Raw genomic sequence first — 22835 nt, 5'->3', positions numbered from 1 at the left:
GTGGACCTGCCGTACACCATGAACCGCACCGGGACCGGTCTCCTCGAGACCCTGACTCGGCACCGGGCGGAGATCCGAGAGCGCCTGCACACGCACGGTGCCGTGCTGCTGCGCGGCTTCGACGTGGGCGGGGCGCAGGGACACGAGGCGGCGGTGACCACGTTGTCGGGTCCGCCGTTGTCGTACACGGAGCGCGCCTCGCCGCGCCGTGCCATCCAGGGGCGGATCTACACCTCCACCGACTACCCGCCGTCCGAGGAGATCTTCCTGCACAACGAGAACTCCTACCAGGCGAGCTGGCCCATGACGCTGTTCTTCCACTGCGTGCGGCCCGCCGCCACGCAGGGCGCCACCCCGCTCGCGGACACCCGTGAGGTCCTGCGGGCCATCGATCCGCAGGTCGTCGAGGAGTTCACCCGGCGCCGGTGGACGGTCACCCGGACCTACCGGGAGGAAGTGGGCCTGCCCTGGCAGTACGTCTTCGACACCGCCGACCGCGGCGAGGTCGACGCCTACTGCGCCGCCCGTGGCCTGCGCACCGAGTGGCGCGGCAGGGACGTGCTGCGCACCGTGGCCGTACGCGACGCCGTGCACAGGCACCCCCTGTCGGGTGAGCGGGTGTGGTTCAACCACATCACCGTCTTCCACGTGAGCACGCTCCCGGAGGTCGTACGCAAAGGGCTGCTGGAGATGTTCGGAGAGGAAGACCTGCCCAGCAACACCTACTTCGGGGACGGCGGGCCGATCGGCGACGACGTCCTCGACCACCTGCGGAGCTGCTACCGCGCCGCGCTGACCAGGTTCGACTACCGGACCGACGACCTGCTGGTGGTCGACAACATGCTGGCCGCGCACGGCCGCGAACCCTTCACCGGGCCGCGCCAGGTGGCCGTGGCCATGGCCGAACCCTCGCACGGGAGTCCCCTTGACTGAGCAGAAGGAGGCCCTTGCCGCCGTGCCGGCCTCGTACGCGCAACAGCGGCTGTGGTTCGTCCACGAGTCGTCCGCAGACAGGGCGGCTCTGAATCTCTCCGGCGGGGTGGCGATCGAGGGGGACCTCGACGACGCCGGTCTCGTCGCGGCCGTCGAGGCGGTCCTGGTCCGGCACGAGGTGCTCAGATCCGGGTTCCGGATGATCGACGGGCGCCTGTACCAGGTGATCTCGCCGCATGGCGCCCGTGTGCGGACGGTGGACGTGCGCGACGAGGCGAGCGACGAGGCCCTCGACAGGGTGGTCCGGGCCGAGGCGGACACTCCCTTCGATCTGGGCCGGGGCCCGCTGGTCCGCGTCTCGCTGGTGCGCACCGGCGAGACCTCGCGCGCCCTGTACCTGACGGTTCATCACATCGTGGTGGACGCCTGGTCCCTGGGGCTGCTCGTCCGCGAGGTGGGCGAGGCACTGCGCGCCGTCAGCGCCGGTCGGCCCTGGCAACCTCCTGCAATCGAACTCCAGTACGCAGACTATGCGGCGTGGCAGGAGCGTCTCGCCGAGAGCGGTGCACTGGAGCCCCACCTGGACTTCTGGCGCGACCGGCTGCGGGGCATGCGCCCCCTGGACCTGCCGACCGACCACCCCCGGTCGCGGCACGCGCCCATCCGGGTGGACAGCGTGCACCGGGAGATCGACGGGACGACGGCCGACGCGCTGCGCGCGGCCGGACGGGCCGCGGGCGGCGACCTGTTCACCGCGCTCCTGGCCACCTTCTGCGCGACGCTCTCGCGGACCCTCGGCACGGCAGACCTGGTGGTCGGCAGCACGGTGGCCGGCCGGACCCAGCCCCAGACGCAGGACATGGTCGGCCTGTTCGCCAACATGGTGGCCGTCCGCACCGGCGTGGACGAGGCGGCGGGCTTCGCCGGTCTCGCGCGCACCACGGCCACCGCATGGGCGGACGCGTACCAGCACCAGGACGTGCCCTTCGATCAGGTGGTGGCCCTGGTGAACGACGAGCGGGACACCGGCCGGCATCCCCTCTTCCCCGTCCTGTTCCAGATGATCCCGCGGCAGGAACCCCTCGATGTGCCCGGGCTCGACATCAGCTTCCTTCCGGCCCCGGGCCGGCCCTCGGCCCTCGACCTGCTCGTGTCGGTCGTGGACGAGGGCAGCCGGCTCTCCGTGAGCATGGAATACCGCAGTGAACTCCACGACGCCCGCACCATCGCACGCACGGCCGACCAGTGGCTCGACCTCACGGACCGGCTGCTCGCCGAACCGGACCGGCCGCTCGGCACGTTCCCCCTGCAGCGCTGGGCCGGCGACGGGGAACGTACGACGCTCACGGAGCCGGACATGCGCGCAAGCACACCGTCACCCGCTGCCGGGCTCCCGGACACGGACCTCCTGAAGGAGGCGCTGCAGGTCTGGCACGAGGTCCTCCCCGGCGCCACCGCGGAACCGGACACCAACTTCTTCGTCGCCGGCGGGAGTTCGCTGCAGGTCATGGTGCTGCTCAGCAAGGTCGACGCGAGCTGCGGAGTGCAGGTCTCCCTGGAACGGTTCATCGAGGACCCCACGCCGGCGCATCTCGCCGCCCAGATCGGCGCACTGCGTGCCACGGCCGACGACGGAGCGGCGCTGCTGGAGGACGTGCTCGCCGGCCTCGAAGAGGAACGCGGGACGGGGGACAGGAAGGTCACGCCATGACATCGGAACTGGTCGAGCGCATCACGCGGCTGTCCGCCGAGGAGCGCGCGCGACTGCGCTCCCGGCTGCTCGAGGCGGGCGTCCAGCCGCCGCTCGCCGCCTACGTGGAGCACGCGGGCACCGACGCGCCCACCTCCTTCACCCAGCGCAGGATCCTCTTCCTGCAGCGCCTGGCCGCCGACGGCTCGCACTACCACACACCGCTGGTGTGCCGCCTCACGGGCCGGCTGGACCGGGCCGCGTTCACCGACGCGCTGCGCGCCGTGGTGCGGCGGCATCCGATCCTGCGGACCAGCTTCCCGCTGGTCGAAGGGGTGCCGGTGCAGCGGGTCCACGAGTCCGTCCCCGTCGGCCTGCCCCTGGTGGACCTCACCGACCAGGACGCCGGTGCGCGACAGGAGGCCTACCGGCGGCTGATGGAGGAGGAGCGCACGGCGCCCTTCGACCTCGAACAGGGGGTGCCGATCCGTGCCCGCCTGCTGCGCATGGCCGAGGACGAGCACGTCCTGCTGGTCACCTTCCACCACGTGGCCGTCGACGGCTGGTCGCTGAGCGTCTTCAGCAGGGAACTGTGCGCGCTGTACGAGCACCGGCTCGCCGGACGGCCCGACGAACTCGAGCCGCTCCCGGTGGACTTCGGAGCCTTCAGCCGCTGGCAGCGGGACTGGCTGGAGTCGGCCGAGGCGCGGCGCCAGCTCGAGTACTGGAAGAAACAGCTGGTCGGCGCGCCGGAGCAGCTCACGCTCCCGACCGACCGGCCCCGGCCTGCCGTACAGAGCCACCGGGGCGGCACCGTACGGTTCGCCTTCTCGCAGCGGCTCACCGACGCCCTGCTGCGGCTGAGCGCAGAGCAGGGCCGCACGCCGTACATGACGCTCCTCGCGGGCTTCGCCCTGCTGCTCGGCCGCTACAGCGGCCAGGACGACGTCGTGGTCGGCGCCCCCATCGCCAACCGGCGCGACGAGCAGACCCACGGCCTGATCGGGTTCTTCGCCAACACGGTGCTGTTCCGGATCCGCCTGCGGCCCGAGGCCGGCTTCGCGGACCTGCTGCAGGAGACCGGCGGGATCTGCACCGCCGGATACGACTGCCAGGACATGCCGCTCGACGTCGTCGCACAACGCCTGTTCCCCGAGCGCGACTTGTCGCGCAACCCGCTGTACCAGGTCAACTTCACGCTGCACAACACGCCGGAGATCGTCGCCCGGGTGGCCGGGTTGACGGTGACGGCGGTGCCCTTCGACACCGGGGCGACCCGCTTCGACCTCGACCTGAACATGTGGGAGGAGGACGGCCGCTTCCACGGGTACGTCGAGTTCGCCGCCGACCTCTTCGACACCCGCACCGTCGAGCAGCTCGTGGAGTGCTTCGAGACGCTGCTGGACGCCGCCGTCCGCGACCCGCACCGCACGTGTGCCGAACTGCCGCTGCTGACCGAGGCGGCACACACCCGGCTCCGGCAGGCCGGCGACGCCGCGGACCGGCCGGCACAGGGCCGCGAACCGGTCCACATCCTCATCGAGCGGCAGACCGACCGCACCCCGGACGCACCCGCGCTCACCTGGCGCGGCACCGACCTGTCGTACGCCGGACTGGACCGCGCGGCCAACCGGCTCGCGCACCGGCTGCAGGCCGCCGGAGTCGGCCGCGGCGACCTCGTCGGCATCCTGCTGCCCCGCAGCCCCGACCTGCTGGTCGCCCTGCTCGCCGTGCTCAAGTGCGGGGCCGCCTACCTCCCCCTCGACCCGTCGGCCCCCGCCGCGCGCACCTCGCTCGTCCTCGCGGACAGCGCGGCGTCGGCGGTCATCACACGGGGTGCGGCGCCCGGCCCGGCCGTCATCGACCTCGGGCTGCTGGAGACGGACCTGGCCGCCGCGCCCGGCATACGGCCCGGCGTGCCCTGCGGCCCGGACGACACCGTGTACGTGATCTACACCTCGGGTTCCACGGGCCGCCCCAAGGGCGTCACCGTCCCCCACGGTCCCGTCGCCGACTACCTGCGGTGGATCGGCTCGGTCGTCGACCTCGCCGACCCGCGCGGCGTGCCCGTCCACACCTCGGCGGCCTTCGACCTGAGCGTCACCAGCCTCCTCGGCCCGCTGACCGCCGGCGGCCGGCTCGACCTCCTGGAGGAGTCCGCCCCCCCCGGCGAGTCGCTGGTGCGGTGGGTGGAGACCACCGAGGGCGCGCCGTTCCTCAAGCTCACCCCGTCGCATCTGCGGCTGCTGGTCAGGGCGGGACTCGCCGGGCGGCTCGCCGCCCTCGTCGACGTGCTCGTCGTCGGCGGGGAGGCGCTGTACGAGGACGACCTCACGGCGCTGCGCGAGGCGGGCGGCCGGGCACGGATCGTCAACGAGTACGGCCCCACCGAGGCGGCCGTGGCCTGCGTCGCGTACGAGTCGGCGGGCGCCGTACCGGGCGACGCCGTACCGATCGGCATGCCGGTCGACCACACCCGGGCCTACGTCCTGGACGCCCACCTGCGGCCGGTCCCCGACGGCGTCCGCGGGGAGCTGTACATCGGCGGGGCGGGCCTCGCACACGGATACCGGCACCGGCCCGGGCTGACGGCAGCCCGGTTCCTGCCCGACCCCTTCGCGTCCCGGCCGGGCGCGCGGATGTACCGCACGGGCGACCTGGTGCGCAGGCTCTCCGACGGGACCCTCGAGTACCTGGGGCGCCTGGACGACCAGGTCAAGATCCGCGGCAACCGGGTGGAACCCGGTGAGGTCCGGGCGGCCCTCCTCGACCGGCCCGAGGTGGTGGCCGCCGACGTGACCGTCGAGGAGACCGACGCCGGCGAGCCGGAACTCGTCGGCTATGTGCAGGTGGCGCAGGCGGCACAGGAAGAGGACGCGCGCCGGCGCGAGGAGGAACGGCTCGCCGAATGGGACGGCGTCTACCAGGCCCTGTACGCCCCGCTCCGGGAACTCCCGACCGGGGAGGCCGAACTCGTCGGCTGGACGGACAGCGTCACCGGCGCCCCCATCCCGGCGCCGGACATGGCCTCCTGGCGGGAGCAGACCGTCACCCGGATCAGGGCTCTGCGTCCCCGGCGCGTGCTGGAGATCGGCTGCGGTACCGGCATGATCCTGCGCAACGTCGCGCCCGGCTGCCGCTCGTATATCGGCACCGACATCTCGCCGGCCGTGCTCGACCACGTGCGCGACTCCCTGGACCACATGCCCGAGGGCACGTCCGTCGAACTGCGGCACGCCCCGGCCCACCGGGCCGTGCGGGACGGCGACGCGGTGGACACCGTCGTCCTGAACTCGGTCGTGCAGTACTTCCCGAGCGTCTCCTACACGGAGCGCGTCCTGCGGTCGGCGGTCGACGCGATGCCGAACGGCGGCAGCGTCTTCGTCGGGGACGTGCGCAGCCTGCCGCTCCTGGAGCTGTTCCACACCTGCGTGGAGCTGGCCTCCACCCCCTCGGGCACCCGCGTCTCGGACGTGCTCGCGGCGGTGCGGCGCCGGACGCTGCTGGAGGAGGAACTCTGCCTGGCACCCGGGTTCTTCACCGAACTCCTCGCCACCCACCCCCGGATCTCGGAGGTCGAGGTGATGCCGCGGTTCGGCCCGGCCGACAACGAACTGACCCGGTTCCGCTTCGACGTGGTCCTCACGGTCGCACCGGTCGGCGTACCCCGCGCGGAACGGCCGGCGGCCGGCGGACCGGAACCGCGCCTGGTCGAGTGGCCGGCGCGGGAAGCGTCCCTCGAGTGGCTGCGGCGCCTAGTGGCCGAGGAGCGCCCGCCGGCGCTGTCGCTGCGGTCCGTCCCGCACGGCCGCGTCGCCCCGTTCGCCGCACGGCGAGCCGCACTCGAGCAGGCCCACCCCGAGAGTGCCGTCGGCGACGTCCTGGCGGGAGTGGAGCAGCTGGCCCCGGCCGTACTGCCGGAGGACGTGGTCCGCCTCGGCGAGGAACTGGGCTACCGGGTACGCCTGGACTGGCGGCGCGGCGCGGCCGACGGCTCCTTCGACGCGGAGCTGACCGCCCCCGGCGTACCTCCCGCGCCCGCCCGGACACCGGAGCGCGGCACGCCGTCCGCCGCCCGGCGCCACGGAAACGACCCGCTGTGGCGGCGGACCGCGGCGGACCTGCTGCCCGAGATCCGCGCGGGCCTGAGCGCGCTGCTGCCGGCCGCCATGGTGCCGGCCGCCCTGGTGCCCGTCCCGGAGATCCCGCTGACCGCCAACGGCAAGGCCGACCGGCGCGCCCTGGCCGGGTACCGGGCCGCGCTGAGCAGGGCCGCCGGACCGGCACTGGGACCGGACGCGGCGTCCCGGCGGGCGACGACCCCGACCGAGGAGACCGTCGCCGCCGTGTGGCGGGAACTCCTGGCCGTCACCGACATCGGCCCCGACGACGAGTTCTTCGCGCTCGGCGGCCACTCGCTGCTGACCTTCCAGCTGGTGTACCGGCTGCGGGCGGAGTTCGGCGTGGAGCTGCCGGTACGGGCCCCGTTCGAGCACCGCACGCTGCGCGAACTCGCCGCGGTCATCGACGGCCTGACGGCCGTCGCGCCGCCGGACGACAACGACGGCGAACCGGCGGCCGCCGATGACGGGCCGCCGCTCGCCTCGCCGGCACAGGAGCGGCTCTGGTTCGTGCAGCAACTCGACCCGTCCGCCCACCACTACAACGTGCCCATGTACGTCCGCCTCGACGGAGACCTCGACCTTGCGGCCCTGCGCGGCGCCGTGGACGACATGGTGCGGCGGCACGCGGTGCTCAGAACCGTCTTCCAGATGGTCGACGGCAGGCTGCGCCAGATCGTCCGCGAACCGGCCCCCCTACCCTGCGAAGTGATCGACCTCGGCCGCCGCGCCGCACCAGGGGAGGCGGAGCCCTGGATGGAGGAGGCGCAGCGCCACGCCCGCGCCGCCTACGCCAAGCCGTTCGACCTCGGCCGCGACCCCCAGATCCGCATGTCCGTGCTGCGGGCCGCACCGGACTGCCACGTACTGCTCCTGACACTCCATCACATCACGTACGACGCCTGGTCCATGAAGGTGATCCTCGACGAGATCACCGCGCACTACCGGGCGCGGTGCGAGGGCCGCCGCGCCGACCTGCCGCCGCTGGAGCGCCCGTACACGGCATTCGCCGCCGACCAGCAGCGCCGGCTGGCCGAGGGCAAGTTCGACGCCAGCGAGCGGTACTGGCGCGAGCGGCTCGAGGGGGTGACCGCCCTGCGGGGCCTGCCACTGGACCGGCAACGCCCGGCCCGGCCCACGTTCCGCGGCGAGCGGCTGCCCTTCGAGCTGGCCGCCGACACCGTGCACGCGCTGCGCACCTTGGGCGCGGACACCGGGGCGACCACCTTCATGCTGGTCCTCGCGCCCCTCTTCGCCGCGCTCGCCCAGCGGTCCGGGGAACGGGACGTCGTGGTCGGCACCGACGTCGCCGGCCGCTCGGACCTCGCGAGCGAGAACCTGATCGGCTTCTTCGTCAACCAGCTCGTGCTGCGCTGCGACCTCACCGGCGCGCCCACCTGGCGCGAGCTGATCGACCAGGTCCGCGCCGTGACGCTGGACGCGTACGCCCACCAGGAACTGCCCTTCCAACGAGTCGTGCAAGCCCTCAACCCCCGGCGTTCTCGCGAGCAGAGCCCCCTGTTCCGCACCAAGCTCGTGCTCAACAACACGCCCAGGGGCGAGGAACGGGTGCCCGGGCTCTCCCTCACCCCCTTCCCGATGAGCCTGCGCACCGTCCGCTTCGACCTGACCGTCCTGCTGGAGGAGGACGAGGACGTGATCAAGGGCGTCTGGGAGTACGACACCGACCTCTTCGACCAGCTTTCGATGACCGAGCTGTGCGCCCGGTTCACCGATCTCGTACGGGACATGGCGACACGGACCGACGCCGCCGTCCCCCTCGACGCCGCCGACCCGGAGACCGCCGTGGAAGACCCGAAGACCGCCATGGAAGAACGGACGCCCGAACTCATCCCGACGGCCGCCCGTCCCGCACCGCAGACGCCCGGCGCCGCCGGCCACCGGGCAGGGCTGCGCCGCAGGACACGGCCCGCCGCCCTGCGCGCCTCCGAGCTGGTCCGGCGCGACGCACCGGACGAGGGACGCGACGGCATCACGACCTACACCCGGCTCCACACGGACGTGGACCTGACGGCCTGGACGCGGGAGCGGCACGCCGACGTGGAGAGCGACCTGCTGGCCCACGGCGCCGTCCTCTTCCGGGACTTCGGGGTGACCGATCCCGTGTCCTTCGAGCAGTTCGCCACCGTGTTCGTCGACGAGCTGATCGCCGACAACGGTGAACACCCGCGTGCCGCCCTGGGCACCGGGGTCTACACGCCGGTCTTCTTCGCACCCCACGAGAAGCTGCTCTGGCACAACGAGAACACCTTCAACGCCACGGGCCCCGGCCGGATCTTCTTCTGCTGCGCGCTGCCCGCCGAGGAGGGCGGCGAGACGCCCGTCGCCGACAGCCGGCGGGTGTTCGAGCGGCTGCCGCAGGAGATCCGCCGCCCCTTCCTGGAGAAGGGGGTCCGCTACGTCCGTACCTACCTGCCCGAACTGGGCGTCGCCTGGCAGGACGTCTTCGGCACCTCCGACCGCCTGGAGGTGGAGGAGCGTTGCCGCAGGGACGGTTTCTCCTGGTCCTGGCGCGACGGCGTGCTGCGCACCGAATGCGTACGCCCCGCCGCGATCCGGCACCCCGTGACCGGCGCCTGGTGCTGGACCAACCAGGCCCAGCACTGGCACCTGTCCTGCCTGGACCGCGCCACCAGAGAGTCGCTGCGTACCGTCGTGGGCGAACGCCTGCCCCGCACGTGCACCTACGGCGACCGCACGGAGATCCCCGCCGAGCACATGGAGGAGATCCTGCGCGTCTACCAGGACTGCGAGATCAGCTTCCGCTGGCAGCGCGGAGACGTGCTCATGGTCGACAACATCCTTGCCGCCCACGCCCGCAACCCCTATCGGGGCGAGCGCAAGCTGCTGGTCGCGATGGGCGGGACGGTGGAGCACCGATGACCGCACAGACGACGCAACAGGCGCCGGCGCCGTCCGCGGACGCCGTCGAGGGCTACCGGCTCTCGCAGCAGCAGCGTCGCATCCGGGCACTGCGCACCGGCCGCACACCCCTTGCGCGCATGGTCCTCACCGTGCGCGGCGAACTGCTGCCGGACGCGGTGGAGCGGGCCGTCACCGGAGTCGTGCGGGACCACGAGATCCTGCGGACCCGGCTGCGGACGCTGGCTGGGGCAGCGGTACCGGTCCAGGTCGTCGACGCCACCCCGGACGGGCACGTCCACGTCGGGGAGGAGCCGCCGGCCGACGCGGGGAGCCGGACCGAGACGGCGCTGGTGCACATCGCGTGGCGGACCGACGGCCCCGGCACGCACCGGCTCACCCTCACCGTCCCCGCGCTCTTCGCGGACGCGGCCTCCCTGCTCGTCCTGCGCACCGAACTCCTCGCCGCCCTGCGCGGCGAGGCGGGTCCCGACGACCCCCTGCAGTACTGCGAGTTCGCCGAGTGGCAGCACTCCCTCGACGGAACCCCCGAACAGCTCTCGGCCGCCGCCGACCAGACCCGGCGCGGGCAGCTGCCCCGCCCCCGCCTCGCGACCGAGCTCGCGGGAGCCGCCCCGGCGCCCCGCGGCACGGTCCGACGGCGTCTGGGCGCCGACACCGTGACCGCGCTGCAGGAGCTGGCCGCACGCACGGGCAGCGACGTCGACACGGTGCTCCTGACCTGCTGGTACACGCTGCTCCTGCGGACCGGCGGGCAGGACAGCCCGGCGGTCTCGGTGCTCCTGGCCGCACGGGGCGGCGAACTCGACGACGCGATGGGCCCGTACGCCAAGTGGGCCACCGCCGCCCCCGAACTCACCGGTGACCTGCCCTTCACCCACGCCCTCGGCCGGGTCCGCGACGCCCGGCAGGAACTTCTTGACACTGCCGACCACTTGACCGCCGATGCCCCCGACGGCTGCCCGGGACCCGGGGAGGCGGCCTTCGAATGCGTGCGGCTGCCCGAACCGGAGCACGCGGGCGAGCTGCTGGTGTCCACGGACGGCCTGGACGTCGACGCGGACGCGGCGGGACTCAAGCTCGGCTGCGCCTGGTCCGCCGCCGGAGTGAGCGTCACGCTGCACCACAGCCCCGAACGGCTGGCCGCCGGCCCCGCGACGGACCTGCTGCACCGGTTCGCCGAAGTGGTGACGTCGGTGCTCGCCACCCCCGGCGCCGCACTCGGCCGGCTCCGTCTCGGACCGCCTCCCGCACCCGCCCCACCCCTGCCCACTGCCGGAACCACCGTCGATCCCGCGCCCAGCGTGCACGCCCTGATCGAGCGGCAGGCCGCCCGCACCCCGGACGCCTGCGCCGTCCGCTGCGGCGCCACCACCCTGACGTACCGTGAACTCGATGCGACCGCCGGCACCTGGGCCGCGGCCCTGCGGCGGATCGGGGTGGGCGCCGAGACCCGGGTCGCGCTGCTCGGCGTCCACAGCGAACGCCTCGTCACGGCGCTGCTCGCCGTCCTCAAGGCAGGTGGCACCTATGTGCCGCTCGACCCCGCACTGCCTGCGGACCGGCTCCGCTCCCTGGTCGAAAGGGCGGGGGCACGGCTGCTGCTGACGGACCCGGATACGACGGCGCCCGACGGCCTCGACGACCGCGTGGTCCGGGTACAGGAGCTGGCAGCGGACGCGACGGACCAGCCGCCGCAGGACGGCAGCGCCCCCGACCCCGCCCTCGCTGACCGCGCGGCCTACATTCTGTTCACCTCCGGCTCGACCGGAGTGCCCAAGGGCGTGGTGGTCTCCCACCGCTCCGTCGTCGCCTACGTGCGGTGGGCGGCCGGCGCCTACGTGCACGGCGGTGAGGGCAGCCGCGTCCACACCTCGCTGGGGTTCGACCTCACCGTCACCAGCCTGCTGGTGCCCCTCGCCGTCGGCGGCGAGGTCCGCATCGAGGAAAGCTCCCGCCGCATCGACGTACTCGCCGGGCGACTGGCCGCGGGCGAGGACCTGACGCTGCTGAAGCTCACCCCCTCGCACCTGCGGCTGCTCAACGGCCTCGTGCCGGCCGAGCGGCTGGCCCATGCCGCCCGCACCGTGGTCGTCGGCGGCGAGGAACTGCGCTACGAACTGCTCGCCCCCTGGCGCGCCCACGCCCCGCGCGTGCGCATCTTCAACGAGTACGGTCCGACCGAGGCGACCGTCGGCTGCGCCGTCTTCGAGGTCGGCACCGAGGGCGACGGGCCGGAGCCGGTCACCGGAGCCGTACCGATCGGGAGGCCGCCGCACGGCGTGACCCTGCACATCCTGGACGCCGACTGGCGGGAGGTGCCCGCCGGAGTCGTCGGCGAACTGTGCATCGGCGGCCCGGGCCTGGCCCGCGGCTACCTGGACGACCCCCGGGCCACCGCGGCCTCCTTCGTGCCCCACCCCGCCCCCGCGGTACCCGGCGAACGCCTTTACCGCACCGGTGACCGGGCGTGCCGCCGGCCGGACGGCACCCTGGTCTTCCTCGGACGCACCGACGGACAGGTCAAGATCCGCGGGCACCGTGTGGAACTGGAGGAGGTCAGGGCCGCTCTCGCCGCCCACCCCGCCGTCGCCGACTGTGTCGTGCGGGTGCGGCGCGAGCGGGCTTCCGAAGGTGCCGAGGAGCTGACCCGTCTGGTGGGCTACGCCGAGTCCCGGCCGAACGCCGGGCGGGTGCCTCCCGCCCTGCGCGAGATGCAGGAGTTCCTCGCCCGGACCCTGCCGCGGCACATGATCCCGGACGCCCTCGTCTGGACCGACCGGCTGCCGCTGACGGTCAACGGCAAGGTGGACACGGCGGCTCTGGCCCGGCTGCCCCTGCCCTTCGGCGACGAGGAAACCCCGGCACGCGCCATGGACGAGCACGAGGCCGAGGTCGCGCGCCACTTCGAGGAACTGCTCGGCACCCGCGTGCACGACCCGGAGGCCGGCTTCTTCGACCTCGGCGGCAACTCCATGCTCGCCGTGCAGCTCATCGCGCGGCTGGGCGACCTGGCCGACGGCACACCGCTCGCCCTGTCCGACCTGTTCGAGGAGACCGGCACCGGCCGGGCCCCGGACAGCGTGGCCCGTCTCTCCCTGCTGCTCAGGGGCGAGGACGACGCGGTCGGCGGCTCGCCCGACCCGGCTCTGGTCACCCTGCGCAGCGGCGGCAGCGGGACACCGCTGATCTGCGTACACCCGGCCGGCGGCGAGGTGGCGGGCTTCCACGCCCTGGCGCGCGAGCTGCGGCCGGGAGGGGCGGTATACGGGCTGCAGGACACCGAGGCGGGCACCGGCGAGTGGAGCATCGAGGACGGTGCCGAGCGTGCCGTCCGCGCCGTGCGGCGGACCCGGCCGCACGGGCCCCACCTCCTGGCGGGCTGGTCGATGGGCGGTCTCGTCGCGCTGGAGACGGCACGACGGCTCGCCGCGGAGGGTGACCGCGTCGAACGGCTCGTCCTGATCGACAGCTATCCGTGGGGTGGCGCACCGGACGAGGACGTGCTCTCCCCCGAGGAGCTGTGGAACCTGACGGGCGGCGGCTTGCCGGCTTCCCTCCCGGCCGGCGCCCGCGCTGGACTGGAGCACTGGACCAAGACCTTCCGCCGGCACGCGCAGGCGGCGGCGCGCCATGTCCCGTCCCCCTACGACGGGCCGGCCCTGGTCCTCTTCGCGGCGGAGCAGCCGGCCGGACTGCGCGCCCGTGGCGCGGAGCGCTGGCGCGCCCTGCTGCCCGCGGCCGAGATCCGCACCCTGCCGGGGGACCACTTCACCCTGCTGCGCCGCCCGTTCGTGACCGCGCTCGCCGCGGCGATCGACGAGGCACGGCACCGCACCGCGGCACCGCACGAAGGAGAAGACAGCCATGGACAGCGTTGAGCCGGACCGGCCGGTTGGGGTGCAGCAGCCGGCCCGCCCCGCCCCCTCGGTGATCGCCCTGTTCGACCGGCAGGCGGACTGCACCCCCGGGCTCCCCGCGGTGCTGGACCGCGGGCGGGAGATCTCCTACCGGCAACTCGCCCGGGACTCCGCTGCGACGGCCCGGCGTCTCGTCGCCCACGGGGCGGGCCCGGGCCGGATCGTCGGGATGTGCGTGGACCGCTCCGCCGACCTGCCCCTCGCCGTCCTGGCCATCCTCCGCACCGGTGCCGCCTACCTGCCCCTCGATGCCGCGTACCCGCCGGAGCGGCTGTCGTTCATGCTCGCGGACAGCGGGGCCGACATGGTGGTGGCCCAGCCGGGCCGCCTCGACGGCATCCAACTGCCGCCCGGCACACGGGTGGTGGACGCCTCGGTCCCCGGCTCAGGGGCGGCCGGCCCGCAGGCACTGCCCGTGCCCGGGCCCGACGACCTGGCGTACGTGATGTACACGTCCGGCTCCACCGGACTCCCCAAGGGAGTGGGGATGCCGCACGCGCCCATGTCGGGCCTGATCTCCTGGCAGTGCCGTGACTCCGCCTGCTCGGTGGGAGCCCGCACCCTGCAGTTCTCGGCGGCCAGCTTCGACGCCTCGTTCCAGGAGATGTTCAGCACCTGGGCGTCGGGCGGCTGTCTCGTCATGGTCGAGGACAGGCTGCGCAGGGACCCTCGCGCGCTGCTCGCCCTCATCGAACGGGAGCGGGTCGAGCGGGTCTTCATGCCGTTCGTCGCTCTGCAGGCACTCGCCCAGGAGGCCGTGCGCGGCGGCGTGCGCCCGTCCCGGCTGCGCGAGGTGATCACGGCGGGCGAACAGCTGGTGGTGACGCCGGCGCTGCGCGCCTTCTTCCGGGAGATGCCGGACACCACGCTCTTCAACCAGTACGGGCCGTCCGAGACGCACATCGTCACCTCGCTCCGCCTGGGCCGTGAGCCGGACAAGTGGCCCGAGACACCGGTCGTGGGCGCGCCCATCGACGGCGCTTCGATCGACATCCGGGACGCACAGGGACGATCGGTGCCGCCGGGTGCGACGGGCGAGATCTGCATCGGCGGCACCGTGCTGGCCCGGGGCTATCTGCACCGTGCCCGGCTCACCGCCGAGAAGTTCGTGCCGGACGCCGCCGGTGCGCCGGGTTCCCGCACCTACCGGTCGGGGGACCTGGGGTGCCTGGAGGACGACGGGACGGTGCGCTGGCTGGGCCGTGCCGACCACCAGGTGAAGATCAGCGGCTACCGCGTCGAACTCGGCGAGGTGGAGGGCGCGTTGAAGGCCCTGGACGGGCTGCGCGACGGCGTCGTGGTCGTCCACGAGCAGCCGGGCGGCGGCCGTTGCCTCGTGGCCTATGCGCTGGCGGAGACGACGCCGAAGGACATCAAGACGCGCCTGGCGGGCGTACTGCCCGCTCACATGGTGCCGTCCGCCGTCGTGGTGCTCGACCGCTTCCCGCTGACCCCGAGCGGCAAGGTGGACCGCCTCGACCTGTCCCGGCGCGAGGTGACGGGCAGCGGGGGCGGTACGCAACCGGGCGCCGCCGACGAACGGTGGGCACCGCTGGCCCGGCTGTGGGGCGAGGTCGCCGGGGCCACCGAGGTCGGACCCGACGACAGCTTCTTCGACATCGGCGGCACCTCGCTGTCCGCGACCCTGCTGCTGGCCCGGCTCGCCGCGGACCCCGAACGGACCCGGGGCACGGACATCGACCTGGAGACGCTGTACGACCACCCGACCCCCGCGGCGCTCACGGCATGGCTGGCCGGAGACACCCCTGGCACCGGGCACACCCAGGAGCCGGGAGGGGAACAGCGTTGATCATCGCCTGGTCCCGCCGCCTCCCGGCCGCCGTAAGCGAACTGCGCACGGCCACCGCCCCGGACGCCGACCACCAGCCGGCGCAGGGACATCTGCTCCGCGCGCTCCTCGCCGACGGCACGGAGGCGGTTCTGGACGCCGACGGCTGTCCCGTGCGCGACCCCCGTACCCTCCGGCCCGCCGGACCCGTCCCCTGCCCGCCCGCCGAGGCGGTCCACGACGGCCGCCGGGTGGCCCTGCTCTTCGACGGCACCGTCGTCGAGTCCGTGGACCTGCGGTCGACGGTGACGCACCTCGTGCCCCAGCCCGGCGGCCTCCTCGTCGCAGCCACCGAAGAGGGAGACCTCCACGGACTGCGGAGCGGTCTGACCGTCGAAACGGTGGCCGCGCTCCACGAGGCCGAGGACGCCTGGCTGAAGAACGACCCCGGGGACCGTCCCGCGGTGCCGGCCTACGGCGATCCCGGCCTGCGGTTCCACGCCGACCGCCTGGTGGCGCTGCACCGCGCCGGCAAGGTGGACGAGGCCGCCCTGGACCGCGGGCTCGCCGCCCTGGCCCGCGACCCCGCGGCGGCCGGGCTCGACGCGGCCACCGTATTCCTGCTGGCCGAGGCGGCGCAGCGAGGCGGAGCGCCGGAGGTCGCACTGCCGCTCTACCAGAGCGCCGCGCGGGACGAACGCCTGCGTGCCCGCGCCCTGAAGGCCGCCGCCGACTGTCTGCACGCCCTCGGCGCCCGGCGCGCGGCGGACCTCGCCTACCGCAGGTCCGCGGTCGCGGAGCCCGGCGAGGCCGCCAAGCACGTGATGTACGAGTCCTCCCGTCGGCTGGCGCAAGCGGGGCGCGCACAGGAGGCGCGGCTCGGCTACGAACTGCTGCTGTCCTGGGACGCGGCTTTCGCCGACGTACGGGAGCGCCTGGCCGCACTGCCGCGGCAGGGGACCGGGGAGCCGGGGACCGGATCGCCCGCCGCGACGGTGGACGCGCTGGACCGGTACGGGGTGCTGCCGTCCTCCGTCGAGCACACGATCAGTTTCGACGCTTCCTGGTACCGCAACTTCGACGCCACCTCCGCCGCGGACAGCGCCAAGAAACTGCTGGAGATGGTCGGCATCTTCAGCGCTGTCGACATCGGCGCGGTACGCCGCTCCCTCGACATCGGCAGCGGCACCCTGCGCTACCCGAAGGCCCTGGCGGCCTGCGGGGTCGAGTCGGTCGGCATCGACCTGAGCACGGCCGGAGTCCGTGGGATGCCGCGCGAGGCTGCCAAACGGTTCGTGTGCGCGGACGGCACCCGGCTGCCCTTCCGCGAGGGCGTCTTCGACCTGGTGACCTGCGCCATGGGCACGATCGACCACCTGCCGCCCGCGCTGCGCGCCCCCTTCTTCGCCGAGGTCTGGCGCGTCCTGACGCCGGGCGGTGTCGCCGCCGTCGGCGCATGGGACCCGCGCTGCCCCCATCTGACCTTCCTGGAGATGTACTCGGCGGCCGAACGCGACGAACTGAGGAACCTGCTGGTGCTCCCCGACGACCTCGTCGCCCTGGCCGGCCGACAGGGTTTCCGGGACGTGACCGCCCTGCCCTTCGCGATGTTCCCGGACTGGGTCGCCGCTGGCGCCGGGCTGGACACCGACACCCCCGCCTGGCTGCGGACCCTCGCCGAATGGGACGCCGTGGCCCGCGCCCGGGACGCGGCCGCCGTCGGCCAGATGTTCCTGCTCATCGCGCGCAAGCCCGATTCCCGGCACAGGGCAGGGGAAGCCGCGGCCCGCCGGTTCTAGTGCGCCCGCCCGTACGAGTGCCACCCACGCCGTTCTCGGACAGCCCAGAAAGGCACACCCAGTGCGCATCGCCTTCGTTCACACGCCCATGTCCACCGTCCCTGTCCCACAACGACAGCTGTTCTGGCAGAACTTCGACATCCAGTACCACTCCACGCACCCCGGTCTTCCGCACATGAAACGCCCCATGTGGGAACTGCCCCACTGGATGAACTGGCTCGCCGGTGTCCTCGTCGAGGCCGGTCACACCGACCTGCAGGTGATGGACCTCTACACCGAGCCGGGGGCGGTGGGGGAGACCAGCGTCCTCGACATGGAAGTGGTGCGGTCGGCCGTCCGGGCCCACCCGGCGGACTGCTACCTCTTCTCGCCGATGACCGTGAACCTGCACTTCGCCCTGCAGATCGCCGACACCGTGAAGGAGATCCACCCGCGGGCCCGTACGGTCTTCGGCGGTGTGGTGGCCACCCCGCTCGCCGAGACCGTCGCCGCACACCCCAGCGTCGACTACGTCGTCGAGGGCCGCGGCGAGTACGCGCTGCCCGCCCTCCTCGACACCCTCGACCGCGCAGGCGACCTGGCGGGAGTGGGACACCTCGTGTACCGGCGGGGCGGCACGGTGGTGCGCACCGGCCTGACCTACCCCGACATGCCGCCGCACGAACTGCCCTTCCCCAAGGTCGACCTGTTCCCCCGGTCGACCGGCGGTGACATCCGTTACCTGCGGCAGGTGTACGCGCTCGGCTGTCCCTACCGGTGCACGTTCTGCACGATCCAGACCATCGGCCAGAAGCCGTCCTACTTCCCCGTCGAGCGCGTCCTGTCGGAGATCCGCGCCTACCGCGACCACTACGGCACGCACCACAACATCTACTTCGGCGACGAGACCTTCACGCTGCACCGGGACCACACCCTCGAACTCCTCGCGGCGCTCGGCGAGGAGGGCGACATCGGGTACGACTGCCAGACCAGGCTCAACTGCCTGCTGGACGACACCGTGCTCAAGGCGCTGAAGGAGAGCGGCTGCCGCTGGGTGGAGATCGGTCTCGAGACCGGCGTGCAGTCCAGCCTCGACGAGCACAAACACCACATGAAACTGAAGGAGGTCGAGGAGACCCTCCTACGGGTCCGCGACGCGGGCCTGGCCGCCTGTGCCTTCACCGTCAACGGCTTCCCCGACCAGACGCCGGACGACATGCGGCGCAGCATCGATTTCGTCTGCTCCCTCGTCGAGCGGGATCTGCTCCAGGCGTCCTACCTGTTCGGCCTGGTGCCCTACCCGGGCAGCGCCATGTACGACTTCCCCGAGCGGTTCGGCATGGAGATCCTGCACCACGACTACGCCCGCTACCACGAGGAGCTGCCGCCGGTGTTCCGCACCGCGCACAGCTCGCCCGACGAGGTGTACGAGGTGTTCCTCGACGGGGTCACCAGCCTCGGGCAGGCGATGGACAAGGTCCCGTACTTCTCCGGTGACCTGGTCCACCCCCGGGAGAGCTACGGCGCGTTCTGGGCCGAGGCCCATGTCTGAGCCCACCGGGCGGGTCTGGCGCCCGCTCACACAGGGCGGCGGGGGCCTCGTGCTGGCCGTGGACTTCGAGCCCGCCCGCGGCGAGGCGTCCTTCGCCGACCTGGCCCCCGAACTTGCGCGGGACGGCCTGCGGGCTCTGGAGATCCGTCCGGGCGCCGTGTCCCGCACCACACCCGCCTGGGAGCAGACCCCGCAGGCCTACCTCGCCCCGTGGCTGGACGCACTCGGGGCGGCCGCCGGGAAGGTGCACGCCGTGCTCGGCCACTGTGCCGGAGCGGGCCTCGCGGCCCTGCTGGTCGGCCGGCTGGCCGACGACGGCCAGGGCCCCCTCTTCATCGCCCTCGACCCCGAGGTGCCGGACGCGGCCGACCTGCGCCGCGGCTACACCGCGGCGGTCGACTCCCTCGCCCCCCAACTGGACGAAGCGGCCCGGAGCCAGGCGTACGCGGCGGCCTGCGCTGCCGACGCCCCCGAGGAGTCGGCCGGCGGCCTCGGCGCGCTCGCCGCGTCCCTCGACACGGCCTACCGGACCGCCTGCGCCGCGGCATGTGCCGCTCTGGGCGTCCCCGACACCTTCCGGCAGCAGCTGGAGTACCGCTTCGCGTCGTACCTGGACTACCTGGTCGCCGCCGCCCGGAGCGCCGCGGCAGCACCGGCGGAACCGGACCTCACGGTGCTGTCCAGCACGTCGCGGGCCGTACTGCCGCCACCACCGCGCGGCCACAGGTACGACGTCCCGGGAGCGGCGCTGCTCGCCGACCGGGCGGTGGCCGACCTCGTACGCGCAGCACTCCGGCGTGCGTGACGTACCCGAACACCTTGGAGAGGCCGACACATGAACCCAGGTACTGCCGTCCATGCCGAGCGGCTGCGCAGGGAGCGGGCACTGCGCATCGAACGGGATCTGTACACGTACGAGCAGGGCTGGCGCCTTTACCCCGGCGACGGCGGGCTGCCCGAACAGGTGTCCGAGACGGCCCTCGCCCGTGAGACGGCGCTCGAGCACAGGGCCGCGCGGCTGCGCGCGGAGACGGGCGACGCCACCCCCACGGCTGCCGACCTGAAGTACTTCCCCGTCCTGTTCGTCAGCGCCCCGCACATCGAGGACGGCGTGACGGGCTCGTTCCCCGGCATGCCCACGCCCCTGCTGTACGCCACCTGCCTGCTGGACCGTCTGGTGCGCATCGACGAGTTCCCCGGCCCGCGCGTACCGCGGACCGTGGCGGTGCTCAACCCCGCGACGTACAACGACGCGTTCGAGCAGGAGCTGACGGACCACCTCGCCCGGTACCGGCCCGTCGTGGTCGGGGTGAGCAACCTGTCGGAAGGGCACCACTACGCGCTGCGCATCGCGCGCCTGGTGAAGCGCGAACTGCCCACCGCCATGGTGGTGTTCGGCGGCCAGCACGAGGACGGGGTGAACTCCGCCGCGTACCTCTCGGCCGCCGACCGCGTCCGGGCCATGCCGCTCAGACGCCGTGCCGCGTACCGCGACTTCGAGCTGGGAAGCACCCCGAGCACACGTCTGACGGACCTGGAGACCCTCTCGGACCCGCGGGACCGCGCCTGTGTCGACTTCGTCTTCGCGGGCGACGCGCCCTACGCCCTGGTCGAGTTCTTCCGGGCGGTCGCCGAGGCGCCGGCCGGTGCCATCGGCGACGTCAAGGACCTGCTGCGGGCCCGCCGGGACGACTTCGCGGGCCTGCCGGGCAGCGGCAGCGTGGCGTTCTACGACGAGGAGGCGGGCCTGGTGGAGCGGCTGCCGCTCAGCGGCACCTCCATCGACGGCAACGAACTGCCGTTCCTGGACGTGCGGGGCCTGTCCCGTCCCAACCTCTTCGAGATATTCGACAACCGGCCGACGGCCCAGATCATGGCCTGCCTGGGGTGCAAGTACGCGTGCGCGTTCTGCCACGAGTCGGCCGACGCCTTCCTCTACGCGGTGTCCAAGTTCCGGCAGCGCACGGCCGAGCACGTGGTGCACGAGATGCTGCTGCGCCGGGAGCAGGGCTACGAGGCGTTCTTCTTCGACGACAGCACCTTCACCCAGAACCCCGTCTGGCTCGACGAGTTCCTGGGCCGGATGGAGACGGTGTTCGCGCAGCCGGTGGAATGGGGCTGTCAGACCACCATCAACGACCTGGACGAGCCGATGCTGCGCCGCATGGCCCAGGTCGGCTGCAGCTACGTCTACTTCGGCGTCGAGTCGGCGATGCCCGAACCGACACAGGTGCACAAGGTGCTGCAGCTGAGCACGACCTCGGGGGGAACCAGCTGGGCCACACGGCTGCAGCAGGTGGCCGGCTGGTGCCGGGACGCCGGGGTCAGGATCGGCACGTCGCTGCAGTTCGGGCTGGACGAGTCGCCCGCCGACCGGACGAACACGCTGCAACTGGTCGCCGACCTGCACCGGGAGGGCCTGGTGCCCGACAACTGCGTGTCCCTCAACATCAACAGTCCGTATCCCGGCACCCGGCAGTGGATCCGGATGCTCGGCGGTGACGACCCGATGCCCAACTACCGGGAACGGCTCGTGCGGCACAACGCCTTCGAGACGGCCCACCAGTTCTCGTCGCTGGGCGCCGCCGAGGTGGAGGCGGTGTACGAGGAGGCCGTGAAGATACTCGGCCCCGCCCTGCACGCCGATCTGCTCGACCTCGCTGCCCCGACCACGGACGGCAGGTGAGCGGCGTGCGTGTGGCCGTGCTGTACGACCTGGGCTCCGCCGCCCCCATGGAGATCGTGCGCGGGGTGGGGGAGGCCGCCGACCCCGTCTTCGTGCTCGGCGACTCGCAGCACGCCCGCGAGATGCTCCCCGTGCTCTCGGAATTCTGCCCGGTCACCGTCTGGGACGGCCCCGCCCCTACGGCCGCCGCCCTGCGGGCCCTGGGTCCGGTGGACGGCATGGTCACCTTCAGCGAGCGGATGCTGCGCCCGGGCAGCGAACTCGCCGCCGAACTCGGCCTGCGCTTCCACAGCGTGGACACCGCCGTACGGCTCACCGACAAGGACGCCCAGCGCCGGGCGCTGCTGGCCGCGGGGGTCGGCAGCGCGCGGTCCCGGCGGATCTCCCGCGCCGATCAGTACGCCGGTGCGTTGGCCGAGGTCGGTCTGCCCGCCGTGGTGAAGCCCACGGTGGGGGAGGGCAGCAGGAACACCTACCGGATCGACGAGGTGGAGCAGGGCCGGGCACTGGTCTGCCGACTGCTGCCGGAAGGCGCGGACGACGTCACCTATCAGCTGGAGGAACTCCTTGTTGGCCGGGAGGCGGGACCGTTCGGCGACTACGTCAGCGTCGAGTCGCTGGTGGTGGACAAGGTGCCGCGGCACTTCGCGGTGTCGGGCAAGTTCGCGCTGGTGACGCCGTTCCGGGAGACCGGCCAGTTCTGGCCGGCGCCGTTGCCGGCGGCGGAACTCGCCGAGGTGGAAGCCCTCGTCGACGCGGCCCTGGCCGCCCTCGGCGTGACACACGGCCTGACCCACACGGAGATCAAGCTGACCCCGCAGGGTCCTCGGATCATCGAGGTGAACGGCCGGGCAGGCGGCTTCATCAACGAACTGGCCCGTCGCTGTCTGGGCGTCGACCTTATGTCCGTCGCGGCAGCCGCCGGTGCCGGCGTCGACGTCGCCGCGCTGCCCCCCGTACCGCCCGGCGTGCACTACCAGTTCAGCAGCCTGGCGCCCCCCGACGCGCGGACGGTCCGCCGCATCGAGGGCGTCGCCGCGGCCCGGAAGGAAACGGGCGTCAGCTCCTACCGGCCGTTGGTGCACGCTCCCGCGCCGCTCAGTGCGGGTGTGGCCACACAGGAGCTGGACCTGCTGTGCGGTTCGGCCCGGGACCACACGGACATGTTCCGCACGATCCACGCCGTGGTGAGGGCCCTGGAGTTCACCTTCACCACGCGGGCAGGGACCGAGGAAACCGTCCCCGGCACCGCGCTTCCGTCGGCTGCCTCGCTGGAACACTGGCTCACGGCCGAGGGGCTGAGGCCACCGTCCTGACGGCCGTACCCGTCACCCGATCCGAAATTCTGTCATCCGCCTCTAACCTCAATACCGGTAACTTAGGGCTTTGGTGTTCGTTTGACTCGTTTGGGTTTGGTGGCGCCAACGAGGGTGATGGCCGCGGTGGTTGGATGGTCTGCAGC

The 22835-nt window shown here is 73.0% G+C and carries 10 protein-coding genes; all 10 read left to right on the top strand.

The window, feature by feature from the left end:
* Positions 1–933, top strand: a complete 933-nt coding sequence (locus ACWC2T_RS40805) for a TauD/TfdA family dioxygenase (RefSeq protein ID WP_450675357.1) — start codon at positions 1–3, stop codon at positions 931–933.
* Positions 926–2644 (top strand): condensation domain-containing protein, encoded by a 1719-nt coding sequence (locus ACWC2T_RS40800; protein WP_450675356.1) that lies wholly within the window; start codon positions 926–928, stop codon positions 2642–2644. The genes ACWC2T_RS40805 and ACWC2T_RS40800 overlap by 8 nt, the downstream gene beginning before the upstream one ends.
* Positions 2641–9648, top strand: coding sequence for an amino acid adenylation domain-containing protein (locus ACWC2T_RS40795; protein ID WP_450675355.1), 7008 nt, complete (start codon positions 2641–2643; stop codon positions 9646–9648). Before ACWC2T_RS40800 ends, ACWC2T_RS40795 begins: the two co-directional genes overlap by 4 nt.
* Positions 9645–13529, top strand: coding sequence for a non-ribosomal peptide synthetase (locus ACWC2T_RS40790; RefSeq protein WP_450675354.1), 3885 nt, complete (start codon positions 9645–9647; stop codon positions 13527–13529). Before ACWC2T_RS40795 ends, ACWC2T_RS40790 begins: the two co-directional genes overlap by 4 nt.
* Positions 13516–15378: a non-ribosomal peptide synthetase gene (locus tag ACWC2T_RS40785; RefSeq protein WP_450675353.1), complete on the top strand. Its 1863-nt coding sequence runs from the start codon at positions 13516–13518 to the stop codon at positions 15376–15378. Before ACWC2T_RS40790 ends, ACWC2T_RS40785 begins: the two co-directional genes overlap by 14 nt.
* The gene (locus ACWC2T_RS40780; protein ID WP_450675352.1) at positions 15375–17156 is read left to right on the top strand and encodes a methyltransferase domain-containing protein; all 1782 of its coding nucleotides are present in this window, start codon (positions 15375–15377) and stop codon (positions 17154–17156) included. The genes ACWC2T_RS40785 and ACWC2T_RS40780 overlap by 4 nt, the downstream gene beginning before the upstream one ends.
* A gap of 88 nt (positions 17157–17244) precedes the next feature.
* The gene (locus ACWC2T_RS40775) at positions 17245–18687 is read left to right on the top strand and encodes a B12-binding domain-containing radical SAM protein (RefSeq protein WP_450675351.1); all 1443 of its coding nucleotides are present in this window, start codon (positions 17245–17247) and stop codon (positions 18685–18687) included.
* Positions 18680–19492, top strand: coding sequence for a hypothetical protein (locus ACWC2T_RS40770; RefSeq protein ID WP_450675350.1), 813 nt, complete (start codon positions 18680–18682; stop codon positions 19490–19492). The genes ACWC2T_RS40775 and ACWC2T_RS40770 overlap by 8 nt, the downstream gene beginning before the upstream one ends.
* A 30-nt stretch (positions 19493–19522) precedes the next feature.
* Positions 19523–21373: a B12-binding domain-containing radical SAM protein gene (locus ACWC2T_RS40765; protein ID WP_450675349.1), complete on the top strand. Its 1851-nt coding sequence runs from the start codon at positions 19523–19525 to the stop codon at positions 21371–21373.
* Positions 21370–22689 (top strand): ATP-grasp domain-containing protein, encoded by a 1320-nt coding sequence (locus ACWC2T_RS40760; protein WP_450675348.1) that lies wholly within the window; start codon positions 21370–21372, stop codon positions 22687–22689. Before ACWC2T_RS40765 ends, ACWC2T_RS40760 begins: the two co-directional genes overlap by 4 nt.
* The last annotated feature ends 146 nt before the right edge of the window (positions 22690–22835 follow it).

The sequence above is a fragment of the Streptomyces sp. NPDC001393 genome (genome assembly GCF_053597455.1).
The sequence above is the reverse complement of the archived record's forward strand: the minus strand, read 5'-3'. Positions and strand labels throughout refer to the sequence as shown.

Coding starts and splice junctions, on each gene's coding strand:
- ACWC2T_RS40795 (WP_450675355.1), top strand. CDS start 2,641: ATGACATCGGAACTGGTCGAGCGCATCACGCGGCTGTCCGCCGAGGAG.
- ACWC2T_RS40790 (WP_450675354.1), top strand. CDS start 9,645: ATGACCGCACAGACGACGCAACAGGCGCCGGCGCCGTCCGCGGACGCC.
- ACWC2T_RS40785 (WP_450675353.1), top strand. CDS start 13,516: ATGGACAGCGTTGAGCCGGACCGGCCGGTTGGGGTGCAGCAGCCGGCC.
- ACWC2T_RS40775 (WP_450675351.1), top strand. CDS start 17,245: ATGTCCACCGTCCCTGTCCCACAACGACAGCTGTTCTGGCAGAACTTC.
- ACWC2T_RS40770 (WP_450675350.1), top strand. CDS start 18,680: ATGTCTGAGCCCACCGGGCGGGTCTGGCGCCCGCTCACACAGGGCGGC.
- ACWC2T_RS40765 (WP_450675349.1), top strand. CDS start 19,523: ATGAACCCAGGTACTGCCGTCCATGCCGAGCGGCTGCGCAGGGAGCGG.